We start from the raw sequence: 20470 nt of genomic DNA on the forward strand, positions 1-20470 counted from the left end.
GCCCGAGGTGCTCTCCGGCCGCGTGCGCGTGACCGGCAGGTCCGAGGACGCCGACCCCGCGGCCGAGCGCAGGTCCACCGAGGCGTCGACCCCGGCGTGGACGCCGACCCGGACCGAGCCCGCGCCCGTGGTCAGGTCGACGTTGCCGGCCGAGGCGTCCCGGACGGTCACGTCACCGCTCCCGCAGCGCACGACGAGGTCGGCGGCGACCCGGTCCGCGGTCACCGACCCGCTGCCGGTGACCACCTCCACGGGGGCGGCCACCTCGTGCAGGGTCACGTCGCCCGCACCGCCCTTGACCCGCAGGACGCCGGCGATGCGGCTGATCGCCACGTCGCCCGCCCCGCAGCGCACCGAGCTCCGGGCCACGACCTCGGCGACGGTGACGCCGCCGGTGGTGCCGATGTCGACCGGACCCGGCCTCCCGGTGACGTCGACGGGTGCCGCGCCCGCGTGGACCGTGACACCCCCGTCGGCGGGCGCGTGCACGGTGACGTGCAGCGGGACGGCGCGCAGGACGACCTCCCGGGGCCCGCGCACGGTGAGCCGGCCGTCCTCCGACGCGATCTCCACGGCCGCCACGGCGCGCGCGGCGCGTTCCTCGGGGTCCTCCCCGGGGCGGACGCCGAGCCCGGGGATCGACGCGAGGTCGAGCCCGAAGCGGCGCTCGAGCCCGCCCGCCGCGTCCACGAGGCCCGCGAGGCCGCGCACCCAGCCGGGGGCGGCGTCGAGGTCGGCGGTCACCTCGACCTGCACCTCGGGGGTGGCCTCCGCGGCCGTCGGTCGCAGCCGGACGTCGACCCGCCCGGCGTCGATCTCCACGCTCGTGTCGACCGGACCGGCGACGTCGAAGCGCTCCTGCCTGCTCGGCGCGCTCATCCCCGCACCCAGCCCGACACGCCCGAACCGCCCTGGTCGTCGTCACCCGACGACCGCTCGCGGGGCCCGTCCTCGCCCGCCGGGCGGGCGCCGTCGCCGTGCCCGTGGTCGTCGCCGTGGCCGTGGCTGTGCCCGTGGTCGTCGCCGTGCCCGTGGTCGTGACCGTGGTCGTGCCCGTGGTCCTCGCCGTGCCTGTGCCCGTGGTCCTCCCCGTGCCCGTGGTCGTGGCCCGGGCCCTGCCCGTGGTCCCGGCCCCGGTCCCACTCCCGGCCCCAGTCGCCGGCCCAGTCGTGGCCGTACTGGCTGCTGCGCAACCGCTCCCGCAGCGCGCCCTGCACCGCCTGGGAGATCCAGGAGTTCAGCGACATGCCCTGCGAGGCCGCGGCCTGCTCGGCCTGCCCCTTGATCTGGTCGACGAGGCGCAGCGTCATCCGCGAGATGTCGCCCATGTCGGCGCCGCCGCGCCCGGGCGGGGCGAAGCCGGGTCGGTCGCCGGGGTTGCGGAAGGGGCCGCCCGGGCCCGCGAAGGGGCTCGACGACGGTCCGGCGAAGAACCCGCCGGACGCCGCCTCGTCCGGCGCGGGCGCGTCGGGGGTGCGCTCGACGGCCACGTCGACCTCGCGGCCGCGCAGGCGCAGCGAGACGGTGTGGTCCTCCAGGTGCCCGGACACCTCGGCGGCGAGGTCGGAGAGCGCGTTCATGAGGGCGAGACGGACGGCGGGCTCGAGGGCCCCGGCCAGCGCGGTGCCGGCCCGGGCGGTCTGCTCGTCGCCCACGGACGCCGCGGCGGCGAGGTCGTCCCGCAGAGCGGTGACGTAGGGCGTGAGATCCATGCCACCACGGTGACACCATCGCGACACCACGGCAAGAGCGATGGTGTCAGTTCCTCGCGAAGCGAACACCATGATGGTGTCATGCGATGTCGGGGGAAGAGTGCTGTCCCGTCCGGTTACCGTGGGCGGGTGCCGGAGACCGTGACGCCGCAGGTGACGCTGATCGCGAAGACGGAGTTCTTCCCGCCCGCCGGGGTGCCGTGGGAGACCGACGCCGACGGGGGCCAGGCGCTGGCCGAGTTCGCGGGCCGGGCCTGCTACCAGTCGTGGAAGAAGCCGAACCCGGCGACGGCCACGAACGCGGGCTACCTGCGCCACATCCTCGAGGTCGGGCACCTCTCGGTGCTCGAGCACGGCACGGTGAGCTTCTACCTCACCGGGATGTCGCGCAGCCTCACCCACGAGCTCATCCGCCACCGGCACTTCTCGTACTCGCAGCTCTCGCAGCGCTACGTGCCCGAGCGCGACGCGGCGATGGTGGAGCCCGACGTCATCGCCTCCGACCCGGAGCTCCACGGGCTCTTCGCCGAGGCGAGCGCCGCCGCGCTGGCCTCCTACGAGAAGCTGCTCGCGGGGCTCGAGGAGCGGTTCGCCGACGAGCCCGACCGCACGCTGCGCCGCAAGCAGGCCCGACAGGCCGCCCGGTCCGTGCTCCCGAACGCGACCGAGACCCGCATCGTCGTCACCGGCAACTACCGGGCCTGGCGGCACTTCATCGCGATGCGGGCCACCGAGCACGCCGACGTCGAGATCCGCGACCTCGCGGTCGCGTGCCTCGAGGCGCTGCAGGCCGAGGTCCCGAACGTCTTCGCCGACTTCACGATCAGCGCCCTGCCGAACGGCTCGCGGGTCGCGTCCAGCCCCTTCGTGGCGGAGGGGTGATCCACCTCCCCACCGGGTAGCAGGTCGGCATGAGTGCTCCCCGGTCCGCCGGCGCCGTGGCCGCCGTCGAGCGCAACGCCCTCGCCGACACCCTCCTCGAGCGCGGGCCCGACGAGCCCACCCTGTGCGGTGACTGGACCACGAACGACCTGCTCGCCCACCTCGTGATCCGCGAGCGGCGCCCCGACGCCGCGCCGGGCATCCTGATTCCGCCGCTGGCGTTCTGGACCCAGCGCGTCCAGGCCCGGGCCGCGGAGCGGGACTTCGGTGCCAACGTCGCGCTGATCCGCAGCGGCCCGCCGTCGTGGAGCCCGATCGCACTGCCCTTCCTCGCCGGGGTGGACGTCCAGGAGTACTTCATCCACCACGAGGACGTGCGTCGCGCGGTCGAGGGCTGGGCGCCGCGGCCCGCGGAGCCGACGCGCGACGGCATCCTGTGGAGCGCGCTCGCCATGCTCGGCCGGCTCGCCTACCGCTCCAGCCCGGTCGGGGTCACGCTGCGCGCCCCCGACGGCCGCGAGCACGTGGCCAGGAGCGGCCCGCGCCCGGTCACGGTCGTCGGGGAGCCGGGGGAGCTGGTGCTGTTCACCGCCGGGCGCGAGCAGGCGGTGGTGTCCTTCGAGGGCGAGCCCGCCGACGTCGCGACCGTCAAGGGCCTCGACCGGGGCCTGTAGGCACCGCTCGACCTCGCTGCCGGGCTCGACCGCCTCCGTGGATCTCCGCCACGACCGACGGGCACGGGCACGCGGCGCACACCGGCCGGCGGCGAGCACGGTACGGTGAGGCCGGCATGAGCAGCAGGACCGTGGACCCCGGCCCGATGCGGCCGACGAGGCGCGAGTCCGTCGCCCTGCCGTCACGACATCCCGCGACCCACGAGGGCCGCACCCGAGGGCGATCGCCCCGCGACCCGGCGTCGTCCCGACGCCCGCCGGGCGGCGCCCCGCTGACCAGGAGGAACGACATCCACAGTACGAACCCCACCGGGGTGACCCGGTGAGCCGATCGACCTCACAACGCCGCCGGGGCGGAGGCGGCCCGGGCCCGGGCGGCCAGGGCCAGCCCACGCCCCCGAAGGCCCAGGACCCCGGGCACGCCGACCACGACTGCGGGGGCACCGGCACGCCCACGCAGTCGGTCCCGCAGACCTCGGGCGCCGTCGCCGACACCCCACCGAAGCCGCTCGCGGAGGGCGACCTGCGCGTCGTCGCGCTCGGCGGCGTCGGGGAGATCGGCCGCAACATGACCGTCCTCGAGTACGGCGGCCGGCTGCTCGTCGTCGACTGCGGGGTGCTCTTCCCCAGCGAGGACTCGCCCGGCGTCGACCTGATCCTGCCCGACTTCCGGGCCATCGAGGACCGCCTCGACGACATCGACGCGCTGGTGCTCACCCACGGGCACGAGGACCACATCGGTGCCGTGCCGTTCCTGCTGCGCCAGAAGCCGGATCTGCTCGTCGTCGGGTCACGCTTCACGCTCGCGCTGGTCGAGGCCAAGTGCAAGGAGCACCGCCTCACCCCGCACCTGCTCGAGGTGCACGAGGGGCAGCGGCAGCACTTCGGCACGTTCGACTGCGAGTTCTTCGCGGTCAACCACTCGATCCCCGACGCGCTCGCCGTCGCCGTCCGGACCCCCGGCGGCACCGTCCTGCACACCGGGGACATCAAGCTCGACCAGCTGCCCCTCGACGGGCGCCTCACCGACCTGGCCGGGTTCTCCCGGCTCGGCGACGAGGGCGTCGACCTGCTGCTGATCGACTCCACGAACGCCGAGGTGCCCGGCTTCGTGACCCCGGAGCGCGAGATCGCGCCCGTGATCGACGACGTGTTCCGCAAGGCGCCCAGCCGGTTGATCGTCGCCTGCTTCGCCAGCCACGTGCACCGCGTGCAGCAGGTGCTCACCGCGGCCGCGAAGCACGAGCGCAAGGTCTGCTTCACCGGGCGCTCGATGGTGCGCAACATGGGCATCGCCGCGGACCTCGGGCTGCTCGACATCCCCGACGGCCTGCTCGTCGACCTCGACGACGCCCTGGCGATGCCCGAGCGCGACGTCGTGCTGGTGTCGACGGGCTCGCAGGGCGAGCCGCTCTCGGCCCTCGGGCGGATGGCGCGCGGCGACCACCGCCAGATCACGATCACGCCGGGCGACACCGTCGTGCTGCTCTCCAGCCTCATCCCGGGCAACGAGACCGCGGTCTTCGCGGTCATCAACGGGCTGACGCGCCTGGGCGCCGAGGTGGTCCACTCCGGCGTGGCCAAGGTCCACGTCTCCGGGCACGCGAGCGCGGGGGAGCTGCTGTTCCTCTACAACGCGCTGCGTCCGCGCAACGTCATGCCGGTGCACGGCGAGTGGCGCCACCTCCGGGCCAACGCCGCCATCGCGAAGAAGGTCGGCGTGCCGGCCGACCGGGTCGTGATCGCCGAGGACGGCGTCGTCGTCGACGTGACGGACCGCAAGGCGGCCATCGCCGGGCGGGTCGAGGTCGGGCACGTCTACGTCGACGGCAACCAGGTCGGCGACGTGGGCGAGTCGACGCTCTCCGACCGCCTCGTGCTCGGCGAGGGCGGCTTCATCGCGATCACCGTGGCCGTCGAGGCGGCGACGGGGCGCGCGGTCTCGCCGCCGCGGATCTCCGGGCGCGGGTTCTCCGACGACCCGAAGGCGCTCGAGGACGTGGTCGCCCTCGTGGAGATGGAGCTCTCGCGCACCGAGGCCGAGGGCATCACCGACACCCACCGGATCGCGCAGTCGGTCCGCCGGGTCGTGGGCAAGTGGGTCGGCGAGACCTACCGGCGCCGCCCGATGATCGTCCCGACGGTGCTGCCGGTGTAGGCGCAGGCGCCATGTGAACGATTTTCGTCGTCCTGGCGGCGAAATCCGTTCACATGGTGCGGAGCACCTTGTCCAGGTGCTCCCGGACCGGCGCCCACAGGTCGGGGAGCACCAGCTCGACCTGGTTGAGGCTGTACCAGGCGACGTGCAGGCTCACCGCGGTCTCGCCGAGCGCCGGCTCGACGACGGGGCGGGCGGCCACGTAGGTCGTCGCGATCCCGTCGCTGACCAGCCGGCCGAGCTGGCGCCCGGCGCGGATGCGCACCCGCGTCTCCTCGAGGCAACCCCGCTCGGCCGTGGCGCCCGGCGACTCGCGGGCCTCGGGCCGCCCACCCGGCAGGACGGCGGGCGGGGTCTCACCGGGGCGGTGCAGCAGCAGGACGCCGGGCGGGGCCGTCACGACCGCCAGCACGAGGTGGTTCTCCCGGCTCATCGTGTCGTCCTATCACGGTCGACCGGGCAGACTCGCGTCCGTGACCACCGAGGACGCCGTGTCCCGGGGCCGGGCGGGGGACGACGCGGCCTTCGTCGAGGTCGTCGACCCGTGGCGCCGTGAGCTCCACGCCCACTGCTACCGGATGCTCGGGTCGGTCGACGAGGCCGACGACGCGGTGCAGGAGACCCTCGTCCGCGCCTGGCAGGCGTTCGCCGGATTCGAGCAGCGCAGTTCGGTCCGGACGTGGCTGCACCGGATCGCGACCCGCGTCTGCCTGACCGCGATCGAGCGGCGCGGCCGCCGCGCCCTGCCGATGGACCTGGGCCCCTCCAGCGAGCGGTCGGTGCTCGGCGAGCCGACCACCGACGTCGCCTGGCTCGGCCCCTACCCCCACGGAACCGGCGATCGGCGGCCTGACGACCGCGTCGAAGGCCGGGAGTCGATCGAGCTCGCGTTCGTCGCCGCACTGCAGCACCTGCCGGGTAACCAGCGCGCGGCGCTCGTCCTGTTCGACGTGCTCGGGTTCAGCGCCGCCGAGATCGCGGACACCATGGCGACGACCCGGGCCTCGGTGAACAGCGCGCTGCAGCGGGCGCGGGCCCTCGTCCGGGAGAAGGTCCCGGAGCAGGCACAGCAGAAGACCCTGCGCGCGCTCGGCGACGCCCGGCTCAACGAGATCGTCGGCCGCTACGCCACCGCACTCGAGCGCGGTGACGCCGACGGGCTCGTCGCGCTCCTGACCCGTGACGTGACCTGGTCGATGCCGCCGCTGCGGCACTGGTACGCCGGGCTGGAGGCGGTCACCCACTTCCTCCTCGACCAGCCGCTCACCTTCGCGTGGCGCCACCGGTTCACGACGGCGAACGCCCAGCCCGCCGTCGTCGGGTACCGCTGGAGCGCCGACGACGAGGCGTTCGTCGCCTTCGTCGTCGACGTCCTGACGCTACGCGGGGACCGGATCGCCGGGGTCACGGCCTTCCTCGGGCCCGAGCACGTGGCCCACTGCGCGATGCCGCCCGAACTTCCTCGCGACGAACCGATGAATCCGCGCCCCTGAGCTCGTCAGTCCGTCTCGACGGCGGGGAGGCGCCCCGCCGGGGAGAGGAGCACGACCATGGCCCTGCCCGAGATCGTCACCCGCGAGGAGTGGCTGGCCGCACGCCGGGCGCTGCTGACGAAGGAGAAGGAGCTGACCCGGGCGCGGGACGCCGTCAACGCCGAACGGCGCCGGCTGCCGATGGTCGAGCTGACCGAGGACTACCGCTTCACCGGGCCGGAGGGCGACCTGGGCCTGCTCGAGCTGTTCGACGGCCGTCGTCAGCTGGTGGTGCACCACTTCATGTGGAACGTCGACCTCGACGACGACGGCGTGGAGCACCCCAAGGACGTCGGGTGCCCGAGCTGCTCGGCCACCGCCGACGACATCGCCCACCTCGAGCACCTGCACGCGGCCAACACCACGCTCGCCGCGATCACCCGGGCGCCGTACGAGAAGATCGCGGCGTTCCGCGAGCGGATGGGCTGGACGTTCCCCTGGTACTCGTCCGAGGGCTCCCGCTTCAACTACGACTTCTGGGCCACCGTCGACGACCGTGTCGCCCCGGTGCTGCTCAACTTCCGGACCGAGCCCGAGCTCCTCGCGGCCGGCGTCGACTGGGGACCGCACCGCCGCGGCGACCACCCGGGCGTGAGCGCCTTCCTGCGCGACGGCGACCGGGTGTTCCACACCTGGTCGGGCTTCGGCCGGGCGATCGAGGACACCGGGACGACACGCGCCTACCTCGACCTCACCGCGCTGGGACGCCAGGAGGCCTGGGAGGAACCCGCCGGACGGGCCGAGACGCTCGGGCTGCACGCCGGCGGGCCCGGCCTGCGGTTCCGCGACGAGTACCCGCGCGAGGCGCTTCCCTAGGGGCCGGAGTCGATGACCCCACCGTCTCGTCGGTGCGTCGGCCACCAGTGGGGGCTCGAGCAGCTCACCGCGGCGCGAGGAGCTCGACGGCGAGCGCTCGTGGCGGTGGGCCTGCTCGTCACCTGAGGGTGCGGAGACACTGTGACGGTGCGCGCCGCGACGCTGATCTCCCGGGTGGCCACCCCGACACTGCTGCTCGCGGTGCTCTACCCCGTGGTCGGCGCGCTCGCGGCCGGGTGGGCCGGGGTGGCGTGGTCGCTGGTGGGCATCGTGTTCACCGTCGCGATCCCGGCGGCCATCGTCGACCTCGGGGTCCGGCAGGGCCGCTACACCGACCACCACCTCTCCCGGCGCGAGCAGCGGGCAGTGCCGCTGGGCCTCTCCGCGGCGTCGGTCCTGGCCGGGGTGGCGGTGCTGGCGCTCGCGGGCGCGCCGCGGGCCGTCGTCGCGCTCCAGGTGGCCGTGCTCGTGACGGTGCTGGTGGTCACCGCCCTGACGCTGCTGTGGAAGGTCAGCCTGCACGTCGCCGTGGTCGGCGCGGCGGCGTGCGTGCTGACCCTGCTGGGCGGCGGATGGTGGGCCCTGTCGTGGCTCGCGGTGCCGGTGGTGGGCTGGGCGCGGCTGCGGCTGACCGCGCACACGCTCGCCCAGGTCGTCGTCGGGTGCCTGCTCGGGGCGGGCGTCACGGGGGCCGTGCTGGTGCTCGCGGGCGTAGCGTCGCCGCCGTGACGGGCACGACCACCTGGGACCCCGAGCTCTACCTCGACTTCGACGACCTCCGCGCGCGGCCGTTCGCCGACCTGCTCGCGCGGGTCGGGGCGCGCGCGCCGCGCCACGTCGTCGACGCCGGGTGCGGGCCGGGGAACCTGACGACCACGCTCGCCCGCCGCTGGCCGGACGCCCGGGTGAGCGCCTTCGACTCCTCGCCCGACATGGTGGCCGCCGCCCGCGCCCGCGGGGTGGACGCAGCCCAGGCCGACGTGGCGACGTGGACCCCGGCGCCCGACGTCGACGTCGTCGTCACCAACGCCGTCCTGCAGTGGGTCCCGAGCCACCGCGAGCTGCTGCGCCGCTGGGTCCGGGCCCTCCCGGAGGCGGGGTGGCTCGCGATGCAGGTCCCCGGGAACTTCTCCGCGCCGTCCCACGTGCTCGCCCGGGAGGTCGCCGATCGGTTCGGCGTCCCGCTGCGCGACGCCGCCACGGTCGCCGAGCCCGCCGACTACGCCGACGACCTCGCGGGCGCCGGGGCGAGCGCCGTCGACGTCTGGGAGACCACCTACCTGCAGCGCCTCACCGGGGACGACCCGGTGCTGCACTGGATCTCCGGCACCGCGCTGCGCCCCGTGCGGGACGCCCTCGACGACGCGGCGTACGCGTCCTTCACCGCCGAGCTCGCGCCGCGGCTGCGGGCTGCCTACCCGGCGGGCCCTGACGGCGGGACGTGGTTCCCGTTCCGCCGGATCTTCGCGGTCGCCCGGCTCTAGATCCGCGTCCCGACCGGGGCCAGCAGCGCCGCCGCGCTCCCGCTGCGGACCATGTCGGCCTCGGCCGGCTCCAGCCCCGCCGCGGCGAGGCGCTCGAGCGGGTCGGTGACACCCATGTCGAAGGGGTAGTCGGTCCCCAGCGCGACCCGGTCGGCCCCCGCGACCGACACCAGGTGGCGCAGCGCCTCCGGGGTGTAGACCAGCGCGTCGAACCACAGGCGGCGCAGCGCGCGGCTCGGCGGCGCCGCGGCGGCGCGATCCCCGGGGCGGGCGTGCCAGGCGTGGTCCTGGCGCGCGGTGCCGTACGGGAAGAAGCCGCCGCCGTGCGCCGCGAGCACCCGCACGCCCTCACCGAGCACGTTCCCCGCGACCAGCCGCGACAGCGCGACCGTGGTCTCCACCGGGTTGCCGACGGTGTTCGACAGGTAGCCGACGTCGAGGCGCTCACCCAGCGTGCAGCCCCACGGGTGGACGAACACGATCGCCTCGAGCGCGTCGGCGGCCGCCCAGAAGCCGGCGAGGTCGGGGTCGTCGAGCTCCCGACGGCCGTCGGGTCCCGCCACGTGGGTGGAGATCTCGACGCCGCGCAGGCCCGCGGCGACGGCCTCGTGCAGGACCGCCACGGCGAGGTCGGGGTGCTGCAGCGGGGCGGTGCCCAGGCCGACGAGCCGGTCGGGAGCGGCGGCGCAGTGCTCGACGACCCCGGCGTTGACCGCGTCGGCGTAGCGCCGCGCGAGGTCACGGTCGGCCCACGGGTGGTGGATCGGCATCGGACTGACCAGCTGGACCTCGGTGCCCGCGGCGTCCATCGCGGCGAGCCGGTGCTCCACCGAGGTGAGGGCGGGGGCGAGGGCGGCGATCTGCTCGCGGTTGAGCGCCGCGCTCGCGGGCCCGGCGGCACGGGCCTCCTGCGCGCGGGCGGCGCCGAGCTCGGGCGCGTCGGCGACGAGGGCCTCCGCGGCGCCGACGAGCAGGTGGGCGTGGGTGTCGACGACGGGGGGTGTCACCGCGGGCCTCACCGGCGCGCCCGGTCCGCGGGGCGCCGCCGCGGGCGCGGCCGGGCCGCCCCGATCGGCTGCGGCGCCGCACCGGCCACCACGCGGGTCGACAGGGTGCCGATGCCCTCGACGGTCAGCGTCACGACGTCGCCCGCCGCGAGCGGCGGCAGGTCCTCCCGCGACGTCCCCCGGCCCCACAGCTCACCGAGGCACCCGCCGTGGCCGCAGGTCCCCGAGCCCAGCACGTCGCCCGGACGCACCTCGGTGCCGCGGGAGGCGTACGCGACGAGCTCGCCGAAGGGCCAGCCCATGTTGGAGAGCAGGTCGGAGCCGACGACGCGGCCGTTGACCTCGGCGGTCAGCGCCAGGTCGAGGAACCCCTCCGCGTCCGCCGTGAACTCGTCGGCCGTCACGAGCCACGGGCCCAGCGTCGTCGCGGTGTCCTTGCCCTTGGCCGGGCCGAGGCCCACCTGCATCTCGCGGGACTGCAGGTCACGCGCCGACCAGTCGTTGAGGATCGTGTACCCGGCGATCGCGGCCGTCCCGGCGGCCGCGTCCAGGTCGGCGCCCGCCCGGCCGATCACCGCGGCCACCTCGAGCTCGAAGTCGAGCACCGAGCTGCCCGGCGGCAGCGGCACGTCGTCCTCGGGGCCGCGCGTGGCGTAGGGGTTGGAGAAGTAGAACGCCGGCGCCTCGTACCAGGCGTCGGGCACGCCCGCGGGCGCCCGCATCCCCTCGACGTGCTCCTCGAAGGTGACGAAATCGCGCACCGTCGGCGGCGTCAGCGGGGCCAGCAACCGGACCGACGAGAGCGCCACCGCCGGCCGGCCCAGCGCGTCCGCGCCCGCCTCGAGCAGGGTCCCGGCCCGCAGCAGGTCCAGCACCGTCACGCCCGGGTCGAGCAGGTGCACCCGGAGCTCGTCGTCGGGACCCCCGACGACCACCCCGACCCGCACGCCTCCCTCGTCCAGGACCGAAGCGATCCGCATCAGACGGGAGGAGCGACGAAGACGCCGCGGTCGGGGTCGTTGAACGACTTCTTCGCCACGAACTCGCTCATCGGGTTCGCGGTGCCCCACTGGTCGGAGACCATCGGGTCGGTGAAGTCGTGCAGGCTCGGGTGCCAGGTGTCCTCGTCGAGGCACTCCAGCTCGGTCGTGTACTCGATGGTGTTCCCCTGGGGGTCGAGGAAGTAGGAGAAGGTGTTGTTCCCGGCCAGGTGCCGCCCGGGGCCCCACACCTTCTCGACGCCGGCCCGCAGCAGCCGCCCGGTGCCGCGCATGTACTCGTCGATCCCGCGCATCTCGAAGGACGCGTGGTGCAGCGAGACGTGCGGGCAGCGCGCGATCGCGAGGCTGTGGTGCTGCGGGTTGCAGCGCAGGAAGTACATCATCTCGCCCATGTGCGGGCTGAACAGCGTGTCGGAGAGTGTGAAGTCGAGGTGACGGTCGTACCAGGCGACGAGCGCCTCGGGCTGCGGTGAGTTGACCACCACGTGCGAGAGCTTGACCGGCACCGACTCGCCCTCCTCCACCTTGCGGTGGGCGCGCAGCGCGACGTCGGAGGAGACCTCGATCGTGCGGCCCTCGAGGTCGAAGAAGCGGAAGCCGTAGCCGCCGCCGGGGGTCGCCAGCTTGTCCGGGGTGGTGACCAGGGTGACGCCCTCGCGGCCGAGCTTCTCGGCGAGCGCGTCGACGTCGGCGGCGGTCTCGGCGCCGAAGGCGATGAGGTCGACCCGCTTCTCGGCGTCGGCCCGCAGCCGCACCTGGTACTGCTCGGGCGATCCCTCGGCCGCGAGGAACGCGATCCCGGTGTCGGTGGTCTCGGGGGAGAGCTTCCACAGGTCGGTGTAGAACTCCAGCTGGCGGTCGTAGTCGGGCACGCCGAGGTCGACGTGGCGCAGGTGGGTGATCAGGCGGTCCATCGGTGCTCCTGGCTCTACGGACGCTGCGAGAGCAGCGCGGAGGTGCGGGCCATCAGGCCCGGGACGTCGGCGGTGCCGCCGGCCTGCGGCGGCGGCTCGTGGGCGAGCAGCCACTGCGCGAGCTGCACGGAGTTCCCGACGACCGCTCCGGCCCGCGGCTCGCGCCGGGCGCTGTAGGCGGTCAGGGCGGTCTCGAGGTCGTCGGCGCGCAGCAGCTCGTCGGCGAGGACGGTGGCGTCCTCGAGGGCCTGCGCGGCGCCCTGGGCGAGGGTGGGCGGGCACGAGTGCGCGGCGTCGCCGGCGAGGACGACGCGGTCGCGGTGCCAGGGCCCGTCGACGACGTGGTGGGTGAACCAGGTGTAGTTCACCCGCGCCGCGTCGGTCATTCGCTCGCGGATCTCGGTCCAGGGGCCGCCGTAGTGCGCGGCCAGGTCGCGCATCGTCGCGAGCCGTTCGTCGGGAGTGAGGGCGGTCCGGTCGCGTCTTTCCCCCGTCGCTCCGCTCGCCCCGTCGGCGTCCTCGACGAGATATGCGTAGATCGAGTCCTCGCCGGTGGGGCAGTACCCGGCGATGTAGGCCGCGCCGCCGTAGGTGAGGTCGGTGCGGGTGATGCTCGCGGGCCGCGTCGTGAAGACCCGCCAGATGCCCATGCCGAGCGGCTCCGGCGTCGTCGTGATGCCCATCGCGGCGCGCACCCCGGAGTTGAGACCGTCCGCTCCCACGACGAGGTCGTAGGTCTGGCTGGTGCCGTCGGAGAGCGCGGCGTGCCCGTCGATGGTGACGGACTCGAGGCGCGTCGCCATCCGGACCTTCGCGCCGACCGCCGCCGCCCGCTCGAGCAGCAGCCGCGCCATCACCGCGCGCGGCATCCCGACCGTGGCCGGGAGGTCGTCCCCGCCGGTCTTCGCGTCGGGGAACTCGGCGATCACGGTGCCGTCGGGGGTGCGCAGCCCGAGGACGTCGAAGGCGTAGCCGTGGGCCACGACGTCGTCGAGCACACCGAGGTCCGAGAACACCCGCAGCGCGTTGCCCTGCAGGGTGATGCCCGAGCCGCTGCCGGTGACGTCGGGCGCGGCCTCGACGAGGTCGACCGCCACCCCGGCGCGGGCGAGGAGGATCGCGGTGGCGGCGCCCGCGGCGCCACCCCCGACGACGAGGACGTTCCGGACGGTCATCACTTCACCGCGATCGGGTTGACGGGGGAGCCGACGGCGCCGGTGATCCGCAGCGGCGCGGCGGTCAGGAAGAACTCGTAGCGGCCGTCGGCCGCGCAGTCCTCGGCCAGACCGTCGAGGTCCCACATCTCGCCGAGGAACAGGCCCAGGTGCGGGATCGCGATCTGGTGCAGCGGCTGGAAGGCCGGCTCGAACTCGTTCGGCCGTACCTCCACGCCCCAGGTGTCGGTGGCGATCGCGGCGATGCCGGTGCGGTGCAGCCACTCGGCGGTGGTGAACGACAGGCCCGGGGCGGGGCCGCCGGCGTAGCCGCCCCAGCCCTCGCGGCGGGTCCGGGCGTACTGGCCGGTGCGCACGCAGACGATGTCGCCCTCGCGGATCTCGACGCCCTGACCGGCGGCGATCTCGTCGAGCTGGTCGGCGGTGATCGGGTAGGAGTCGGGCAGCTCGCCGCGCGCGTCGCCGAGCGCCCGCCCGGCGTCGAGGAGCACCCCGCGCCCGGCGAGGTGGGCCGCGGCGGTCTCGATGCCGGTGAGCCGGTCGCCCTCGACCCGCACGACCTCGGCAGCGTTCCGCCCGTTCCAGGCGTGCCCGTGGTCGAAGATGTGGCCGAGCCCGTCCCACTGGGTGGAGCACTGCAGCGGCATCGCGATGACGTCGTCGGCGCCGCCGATGCCGTGCGGGAACTCGCCGTCGAGGGCCTCGTGGCCCGTGCCGAGCATCGTGTGCACCGGATTGGTGCGCTTCTTCCACCCGTGCTGCGGGCCGGCCTCGTCGAACGGCTGGGACAGCGAGAAGGTGGCGCCGGTGCGGACGCAGGCCGCGCCCTCGAGGCGCTTGGCCGGGGTGAGCAGGTTCAGGGTGCCGAGGACGTCGTCCGGGCCCCACCGGCCCCAGTTGGACACGCGGGCCGCGGTGGCGGCGACGGCGTCCTCGGGCTTGGCGGGGTCGAACCCGGCGGCGACGATCGCGCTGGTGTCGGTGCTCATTCGGCCACCACGCGGGTGCGCTGCGTCCCGAGGGCGCCAATGGTCCCGGTCATCACGTCCCCGTCGCGCAGCAGCCGGCCGAGGGCCATGCCGTTGCCGGCGGGGCTGCCGGTGAGCACCAGGTCGCCCGGGCGCAGCGGGGTGATCTCCGAGGCGGCGGCGACGAGGCTCGCGACGTCGAAGAGCATGTCCTTGGTCGTCTCGTCCTGCATCACCTCGCCGTTGAGCTCGAGGTGGATGCGCAGGTCGCCCGGGTCGACGTCGCGGGCCGGGACCAGCCACGGGCCGAGCGGGGTGAAGCCGGGGCCGTTCTTGCCGCGGAACCAGTCGGTGCCGATCTCGGGCATGTCGCGGCGGAAGACCTGGTCCCGGGCGGTGAGGTCGTTGGCGATCGTGTACGCGGCCACGTGGTCGAGGGCGTGGTCGCGGTCCACCCGGAACGCCTCGCGACCGATCACCGCGGCGAGCTCGAGCTCCCAGTCGAACTTCCGGGTCCAGGCCGGGATGGTGACGTCGTCGTGGGGGCCGGTGACCGACGAGGGCAGGCCGATGAACAGGTACGGCGTGCCCTCGGCGGCGCGGCGGTCCATCAGCTCCGCGACCTCCGCGCGGATCTCCGCATCGGGTCGGGCGCCGCGCTCGGCGTGGTGGGCGGCGGCGAGGTCGATCACGTGGGTGCGGTAGTTCGCGCCCGACTGCAGGATCTGCCCGGGGCGCAGCGGCGCGTGGACGTGCACGCCGTCGCGCGGCTCGGCGGCGCCGGCGCGCGCGGCGTCGGCACCGATCGCGTCGAGCAGCGGCAGCACGCGGTCCCAGTCGGCGAGCAACGCGGTCGTCGTGACCGGGTCGGGGAGGCCGACCGCCGCCCCGTCGAGCTCGACGACGCCCGTCTCCGTGACGAGGCCGGCGAAGCGGCGCGCGTCCCCGGGACGCGAGAACGTCCCCACCCTGATCATCCGTTGTCCTCCGCGGCGTCGATGGCGTTGCCGAGGACGATGCGGGTCGGCCGGGGCCGGCGGAAGGGCGAACCGCTGATGCCGGATATCGACGGGGTGGATGGACGAGCGTTGAACCCGGACCCCCGGCGGGGTAGGGATGACCGGTGACCGCCTCCGTGGGCCCCGACGTCGAGGCCGGCGGCCCGGCCTTCCCGGGCCGCCTGGCGAACCTCGACCTCAACCTGTTGCTCTCGCTCCGCGCGCTCCTGGGCGAGCGCAACGTGACCCGGGCCGCGGCGGTCCTCGGACTCTCCCAGCCCGCGGTCAGCGCGGCGCTGGCCCGGCTGCGGCGCCACTTCGGCGACGAGCTGCTCGTGCGGGTGGGCAACCGCTACGAGCTGACCCCGCTCGCGGTGCGCCTCGTCGACCGGGCCGAGAGCGCGGTCGCCGGGATCGAGCGGGTGTTCTCGGTGGCCCCGGACTTCGACCCGGCGGCGACCACCCGCGAATTCACCCTGCTCGTCTCGGACTACGCCACGAGCGTCTTCGGCCCGGCGCTCGCGGCCGCCTTCACGCGGGCGGCCCCGCACGCCCGGCTGCGGCTCTGCCCGCACCGCCCCGAGGACATCGCGGGCATCACGGAGCGGCTGCGCACGGTCGACGGGCTCCTGCTGCCGCACGGCTTCGTCGACGACATGCCCTACCTCGACCTCTACGACGACACCTGGGTCGTGATCGTCGCGGCCGGCAACGAGCGCGTGGGGGACCGGGTCACCCTCGACGACCTGCGGGAGCTCCCGTGGATCACCGTTTACCACCGGCCCACCGCGTTCACCCCGGCCGCGCAGCAGCTGCGGGTCCACGGGATCGAGCCGATCGCCCAGGTGGTCGTCGAGTCGTTCCTGCCCATCCCCGACCTCGTGGCCGGCACCGACCGGGTCGCGCTGCTGCAGGGCCGCCTCGCCGCCCGGCTGCGCCCCGAGGACGCGCTGCGGGTCCTGCCGTGCCCGTTCGCGGCGGCCCCGCTGGTCGAGGCGATGTGGTGGCACCCGATGTACGACTCCGACCCGGCCCACCGCTGGCTGCGCGGGCTGCTCACCGAGGTCGGCACCGCGCTCTCCCCGCCCGCCTGAGGCGACCATCAGCGCGGTCGATGGCGACCCCCAAGCGAAGTGATTTCCGATCACGCCCGGCGCGCCCTGACACTCCCCTCACGTGTGGTGCCGATCACGGCCCACCGGACGAGCGCGGAGGACGATCGTGACGGTCATCGGTCAGGACGAGGACCAGGGCAGGGCGGCCCGGACCCGGCGACCCACCGGGCAGGGCGCGATCCTGCTGGCGGGCAGCTGCCTGCCGATCCTCGGCTCGGTGCTCCTCGCGCCGGTGCTGCCGCGGATGATGGAGGCGTTCGCGACCACGGCGGGCGTCGAGGTGCTCGTCCCGATCGTGCTCACCGCGCCGGCGCTGGTGATCGGCCTGCTGGCGCCCGTCGCCGGGCGCCTGGTCGACGCGGCCGGGCGCAAGCGGGTGCTCGTCACGGCCCTGGTGGTCTACGCGCTGTTCGGCACCGCGCCGCTGTACCTGGACTCGCTGCCGGCGATCGTCGCCAGCCGGGTCGGGGTCGGGCTGTGCGAGGCCGCGATCATGACCGCCTGCACGACGATGCTCGCGGACCTGTTCGACGGCACCGCGCGCGACCGCTGGTTCGCCCGCCAGACCATCGCGACGACGCTCGCGGCCACCGTGTTCTTCGGCCTCGGCGGGGCGCTGGGCGCCGTGAGCTGGCGCGCCCCGTTCGTCCTCTACGCCTCGAGCCTGATCATCGCGGTGCTCGTCGCCGTCTTCGTCCGCGACACCGGCCGCACCCCCTCCGCCGCGCTCCCGCCGATCCCGTGGCGTCTCATCGCGGTGCCGTGCCTGGTCACCCTCTTCGGCGGCGTCGTCTTCTACACCCCGATCGCGGAGCTCTCGCTGGTCCTCGCGTCGGTCGGCGTCACGTCCACCGCCACGATCGGCCTCGTCAGCGCCGTCGCCTCGCTCGCGACCGCGGCCGGCGGGTTCACCTTCGGCCGGGTCGCCCGCCGCGGCACCGCGGTGCTCCTGCCGATCGCGCTCGCGCTCGCCGGCGTGGGCCTCGTCGTCGTCGGCATCTCCTCGTCCGTCCCCGTGATCGCCATCGGCGCGATCATCGCCAGCGCCGGCACCGGCCTGCTGCTGCCGACCCTGCTGACCTGGGCGCTCTCCGGCCTCGGCTTCGCCGAGCGCGGTCGCGGCACCGGGATGTGGACGGCCACGCTGTTCATCGGCCAGTTCGTCTGCCCGCTGGTGCTGCTCGCGGTCGCCGTCCCGCTCGGCGGGCTCTCCGGCGCGGTGCTCGCGCTCGGCGTGGTGACCGCGCTGTTCGCCGGGGTGACGCCGCTGATCGTCCGCCGCGCGCTGGCCCGGGCGGCCTGACCCGCAGGTCCCGGTGATCACGGGCGTCGTCGGGCACGCAAGCGATTGTCTGTTCGGATCGCGGGGACCGGCCCGAGGATGTGAGATGGCCGTGTGACCGAGGTGACCGCGCGGCCGTCGTCCCCGTCCTCCGAGCTGACCGGGCGCATGCTGCTGGTCGCCCTGGTCTCGGCCGTGTCCGGCGGCCTCTACGGCTACGACACCGGCATCATCTCCGGCGCCCTGCTCCAGATCGCGCCCGAGTTCGGTCTCGGCGACACCGCGAAGTCGCTGGTGACCGCCAGCATCCTGGCCGGCGCGGTGATCGGGGCGCTGTCCTGCTCGGCGCTCTCCGAGCGGATCGGGCGGCGACGGACGCTGCTGATGATCGCGGTCGTGTTCGTGGTCGGGGCGATCGGTGCGGCGCTCGCCCCGAGCGCGGTCGTGCTGGCGATCGCCCGGCTCGTCCTCGGGTTCGCCGTCGGCGGGGCCACCCAGACCGCCCCGATGTACGTCGCCGAGCTCGCGCCGCCGACGCTGCGCGGCCGGCTGGTGCTCTGCTTCCAGGTCGCGATCGGGGTGGGGATCGTCATCTCGACGATCGTCGGCGCGACCGAGTCGATCGGCTGGCGGTGGTCGATCGGCGCCACGGCGGTGGTGGCCGCGATCATGCTCGGCGCCCTGCTCGGCCTGCCGGAGAGCCCCCGGTGGCTCGTGGCCCAGGACCGGGACGACGACGCCCGCGGCGTGCTCGTCCGGGTCCGCCCGGCCGGACGGGACGTGGAACCGGAACTGGACGAGATCGAGGCCTCCGAGCAGGCGGAGCGCTACGCCACCACCCGGGGCTGGCGGGGCCTGCGGGCCGGCTGGGTGCGCCCGGCGCTGGTCGTGGGCTGCGGGATCGCGATCTTCACCCAGCTCTCCGGCATCGAGATGATCATCTACTACGCCCCGACGATCCTGACGGACAACGGCTTCACCGACGCCCAGGCACTCGACGGCAGCGTCGCCCTCGGCGTCACCTACCTGGTGATGATGCTGATCGGCCTCGCGATCATCGACCGGGTCGGGCGCCGGCGGCTCACGCTGATCATGGTGCCGGGCACGGCCGTCGCCCTGTTCGCGCTCGGCCTGGTGTTCGTGCTCGGCGACGGCGGCCCGGGCAGCATCCCGCTGATCCTCACCTGCCTGATCGTGTTCATGGTGTTCAACGCGGGCGGCCTGCAGCTCATGGGCTGGCTCACCGGGTCGGAGATCTACCCGCTCGGGGTGCGCTCGGCCGGGACGAGCGTGCAGGCGGCCTGCCTCTGGGGCTCGAACCTGCTGATCTCGACGACGGTCCTCGCGATGATCAACGGCATCGGCGTCGGGGCCACGATGTGGGTCTACGCGGGCTTCAACGTCCTCGCCTGGATCTTCGTCTACGTCCGTATGCCGGAGCTGACCGGGCGCAGCCTCGAGCAGATCGAGGGGGCGCTGCGCGACGGCCGCTTCGCGCCGGGGGACATCGACGCCGCACGGTGAGCCGGGGGACACCCCGTTCGGCATGCGTGTGGCTCCCGGGGCGGATGGGGCTCGCCGTTTACGGTGAGCCCATGGCCCGAACCGACACCTCCGCGCGCAGCCGGCCCCTCACCCGGGGACGGACGCCCGCGCGCACCACGGAGTCGGCGCAGCCCGCGCCGCGGTCGGGGTCGGGCCGCTCGGGGTCCGGCCGGTCCGGATCGGGTCGGTCGGGCTCGGGACGGTCCGGGGCCGGACGCCGCGCCCCCGCGACGGGCGGCCGCCGCGCCCCCGCGCGTCGGCCCGCCGCGCGCCGCGGGCCGGGCCCGCTCGTCCGCGGCCTGCAGGGCACCTGGACGCTCGCCGCCCGCGGCCTCGGGTCGGTGGCGCGCACCATCGGCCGCGGCCGGGAGATCGACGCGGCCCACCGGCGCGACGGGATCGCCCTCGGGCTCGTCGTCCTCGCGTTGGTCACCGCCGCGGGCCTGTGGCTCGGGGCCGGCGGGCCGGTCGGGACCGGGATCCAGGTCGCGTTCCGGACGGTGCTCGGGTCGGTCGCCCTCGGGGTGCCCGTGATCCTGCTCGGGATCGCCGTCGTGCTCATGCGCACCGACCCCGACCCGGAGACCCGCCCCCGCACCGTCGTCGGCGCGCTCCTGCTCGGCCTCGGCGTGCTGGGCGTGTGGCACCTCTCGGTCGGCGCGCCCGGCCCGCTCGCGGGCCGGCAGGCCGGCGGCGGGGTGATCGGCGCCTGGGTGGCCGATCCCCTCACTGCCGGGGTCACCGTCTGGCTCTCGATGCCGGTCCTCGTCCTCGTGGCCGCCTTCGGGCTGCTCGTGCTCACCGGCACCCCGGTGCGCGACGTCCCGCGCCGCGTGCGCTGCCTGATCACCGGCGAGCCGTTCGACGACGAGTACGACGAGGAGTGGGGCGGGGTCGAGGACCTCGAGGAGGGGGCCGGCGAGGCCGCCGCCGACGACCCCGACGCCGAGACGACCGCACTGCAACGCCCGCGGCGCCGGCGCGCCGCCGACGCCGAGGCACCCGTCGACGCCGACGCGGCCGCCCACCCGGCCCGCCACCGCGACGCCGACGGCGTGCTGGTGGTGGGTGGCGACGAGCCCGACGCGAGCGCGGCCCCCGTCGTGCCGCCCGTCGAGGAGCCCGCGCCCGCCGCACCGGCCCGCAGCCGCCGGAAGGTCCCGGCCGCCGAGATCCCCGAGACCCCGCCGGTCGTCGACGTCCCGGA

General features: G+C 74.9%; 20 protein-coding genes. 11 read left to right on the plus strand and 9 right to left on the minus strand.

Annotated elements, in window-relative coordinates; translation table 11 throughout:
* Nucleotides 1-879, minus strand: an 879-nt coding sequence (locus AC0CYZ_RS08285) for a DUF4097 family beta strand repeat-containing protein (protein WP_472214153.1), incomplete at its 3' end; no start/stop codon positions are given.
* Nucleotides 876-1712, minus strand: a complete 837-nt coding sequence (locus tag AC0CYZ_RS08290; protein ID WP_472214155.1) for a toxin-antitoxin system HicB family antitoxin — start codon at nucleotides 1710-1712, stop codon at nucleotides 876-878. The genes AC0CYZ_RS08285 and AC0CYZ_RS08290, both read right to left, overlap by 4 nt.
* A 129-nt stretch (nucleotides 1713-1841) precedes the next feature.
* Here AC0CYZ_RS08290 and thyX point away from each other — a divergent pair, with 129 nt between their 5' ends.
* The 3 genes from thyX (at nucleotide 1842) to AC0CYZ_RS08305 (ending at nucleotide 5426) form a co-directional block, all read left to right on the plus strand.
* A complete protein-coding gene (gene thyX, locus AC0CYZ_RS08295; RefSeq protein WP_472214157.1) occupies nucleotides 1842-2594 on the plus strand; it encodes an FAD-dependent thymidylate synthase in 753 nt (250 codons plus the stop codon).
* A 29-nt stretch (nucleotides 2595-2623) separates the two neighbouring features.
* Nucleotides 2624-3268 (plus strand): TIGR03085 family metal-binding protein, encoded by a 645-nt coding sequence (locus AC0CYZ_RS08300; RefSeq protein ID WP_472214159.1) that lies wholly within the window; start codon nucleotides 2624-2626, stop codon nucleotides 3266-3268.
* A gap of 322 nt (nucleotides 3269-3590) precedes the next feature.
* Nucleotides 3591-5426: a ribonuclease J gene (locus AC0CYZ_RS08305; RefSeq protein WP_472214161.1), complete on the plus strand. Its 1836-nt coding sequence runs from the start codon at nucleotides 3591-3593 to the stop codon at nucleotides 5424-5426.
* A gap of 49 nt (nucleotides 5427-5475) precedes the next feature.
* Here AC0CYZ_RS08305 and AC0CYZ_RS08310 read toward each other — a convergent pair whose 3' ends face one another.
* On the minus strand, nucleotides 5476-5859 hold the full coding sequence (locus AC0CYZ_RS08310) for an NUDIX hydrolase (RefSeq protein ID WP_472214163.1): 384 nt from the start codon (nucleotides 5857-5859) through the stop codon (nucleotides 5476-5478).
* Between the two features lie 40 nt (nucleotides 5860-5899).
* Here AC0CYZ_RS08310 and AC0CYZ_RS08315 point away from each other — a divergent pair, with 40 nt between their 5' ends.
* The 4 genes from AC0CYZ_RS08315 (at nucleotide 5900) to AC0CYZ_RS08330 (ending at nucleotide 9258) form a co-directional block, all read left to right on the plus strand.
* The gene (locus tag AC0CYZ_RS08315) at nucleotides 5900-6919 is read left to right on the plus strand and encodes a sigma-70 family RNA polymerase sigma factor (RefSeq protein ID WP_472214165.1); all 1020 of its coding nucleotides are present in this window, start codon (nucleotides 5900-5902) and stop codon (nucleotides 6917-6919) included.
* Between the two features lie 57 nt (nucleotides 6920-6976).
* On the plus strand, nucleotides 6977-7774 hold the full coding sequence (locus AC0CYZ_RS08320; protein WP_472214167.1) for a DUF899 domain-containing protein: 798 nt from the start codon (nucleotides 6977-6979) through the stop codon (nucleotides 7772-7774).
* A gap of 147 nt (nucleotides 7775-7921) precedes the next feature.
* Nucleotides 7922-8503 (plus strand): hypothetical protein, encoded by a 582-nt coding sequence (locus AC0CYZ_RS08325; RefSeq protein WP_472214169.1) that lies wholly within the window; start codon nucleotides 7922-7924, stop codon nucleotides 8501-8503.
* Nucleotides 8500-9258, plus strand: a complete 759-nt coding sequence (locus tag AC0CYZ_RS08330; RefSeq protein ID WP_472214171.1) for a trans-aconitate 2-methyltransferase — start codon at nucleotides 8500-8502, stop codon at nucleotides 9256-9258. Before AC0CYZ_RS08325 ends, AC0CYZ_RS08330 begins: the two co-directional genes overlap by 4 nt.
* Here the strand turns inward: AC0CYZ_RS08330 and AC0CYZ_RS08335 are convergent.
* The 6 genes from AC0CYZ_RS08335 to AC0CYZ_RS08360 are packed head-to-tail and all read right to left on the minus strand — an operon-like array spanning nucleotide 9255 to nucleotide 15300.
* Entirely contained in the window at nucleotides 9255-10265 is a 1011-nt protein-coding gene (locus AC0CYZ_RS08335) for an amidohydrolase family protein (protein WP_472214173.1), read from the minus strand. The two genes, AC0CYZ_RS08330 and AC0CYZ_RS08335, sit on opposite strands and share 4 nt — an antisense overlap.
* Nucleotides 10266-10273: 8 nt before the next feature.
* The gene (locus tag AC0CYZ_RS08340) at nucleotides 10274-11245 is read right to left on the minus strand and encodes a fumarylacetoacetate hydrolase family protein (RefSeq protein WP_472214175.1); all 972 of its coding nucleotides are present in this window, start codon (nucleotides 11243-11245) and stop codon (nucleotides 10274-10276) included.
* Nucleotides 11245-12180: a VOC family protein gene (locus tag AC0CYZ_RS08345; RefSeq protein WP_472214177.1), complete on the minus strand. Its 936-nt coding sequence runs from the start codon at nucleotides 12178-12180 to the stop codon at nucleotides 11245-11247. The genes AC0CYZ_RS08340 and AC0CYZ_RS08345 overlap by 1 nt, the downstream gene beginning before the upstream one ends.
* A gap of 14 nt (nucleotides 12181-12194) precedes the next feature.
* On the minus strand, nucleotides 12195-13355 hold the full coding sequence (locus AC0CYZ_RS08350) for an FAD-dependent monooxygenase (RefSeq protein ID WP_472214179.1): 1161 nt from the start codon (nucleotides 13353-13355) through the stop codon (nucleotides 12195-12197).
* The gene (locus tag AC0CYZ_RS08355; RefSeq protein ID WP_472214181.1) at nucleotides 13355-14344 is read right to left on the minus strand and encodes a cyclase family protein; all 990 of its coding nucleotides are present in this window, start codon (nucleotides 14342-14344) and stop codon (nucleotides 13355-13357) included. Before AC0CYZ_RS08355 ends, AC0CYZ_RS08350 begins: the two co-directional genes overlap by 1 nt.
* Nucleotides 14341-15300, minus strand: coding sequence for a fumarylacetoacetate hydrolase family protein (locus AC0CYZ_RS08360; protein WP_472214183.1), 960 nt, complete (start codon nucleotides 15298-15300; stop codon nucleotides 14341-14343). The genes AC0CYZ_RS08355 and AC0CYZ_RS08360 overlap by 4 nt, the downstream gene beginning before the upstream one ends.
* 146 nt (nucleotides 15301-15446) lie before the next feature.
* On the opposite strand from AC0CYZ_RS08360, the gene AC0CYZ_RS08365 reads away from it, so the two are divergent.
* From AC0CYZ_RS08365 to AC0CYZ_RS08380, 4 genes are all read left to right on the plus strand, one after another.
* Nucleotides 15447-16415: a LysR family transcriptional regulator gene (locus AC0CYZ_RS08365; protein ID WP_472214185.1), complete on the plus strand. Its 969-nt coding sequence runs from the start codon at nucleotides 15447-15449 to the stop codon at nucleotides 16413-16415.
* 127 nt (nucleotides 16416-16542) lie between these two features.
* Nucleotides 16543-17739 (plus strand): MFS transporter, encoded by a 1197-nt coding sequence (locus tag AC0CYZ_RS08370; protein WP_472214187.1) that lies wholly within the window; start codon nucleotides 16543-16545, stop codon nucleotides 17737-17739.
* Nucleotides 17740-17832: 93 nt separating this feature from the next.
* Entirely contained in the window at nucleotides 17833-19242 is a 1410-nt protein-coding gene (locus AC0CYZ_RS08375; RefSeq protein WP_472214189.1) for a sugar porter family MFS transporter, read from the plus strand.
* A 71-nt stretch (nucleotides 19243-19313) separates the two neighbouring features.
* The coding region (locus AC0CYZ_RS08380) for a DNA translocase FtsK 4TM domain-containing protein (RefSeq protein ID WP_472214191.1) at nucleotides 19314-20470 on the plus strand (1157 nt) is incomplete at its 3' end.

The sequence above is a fragment of the Actinomycetospora sp. genome, assembly GCF_055612215.1.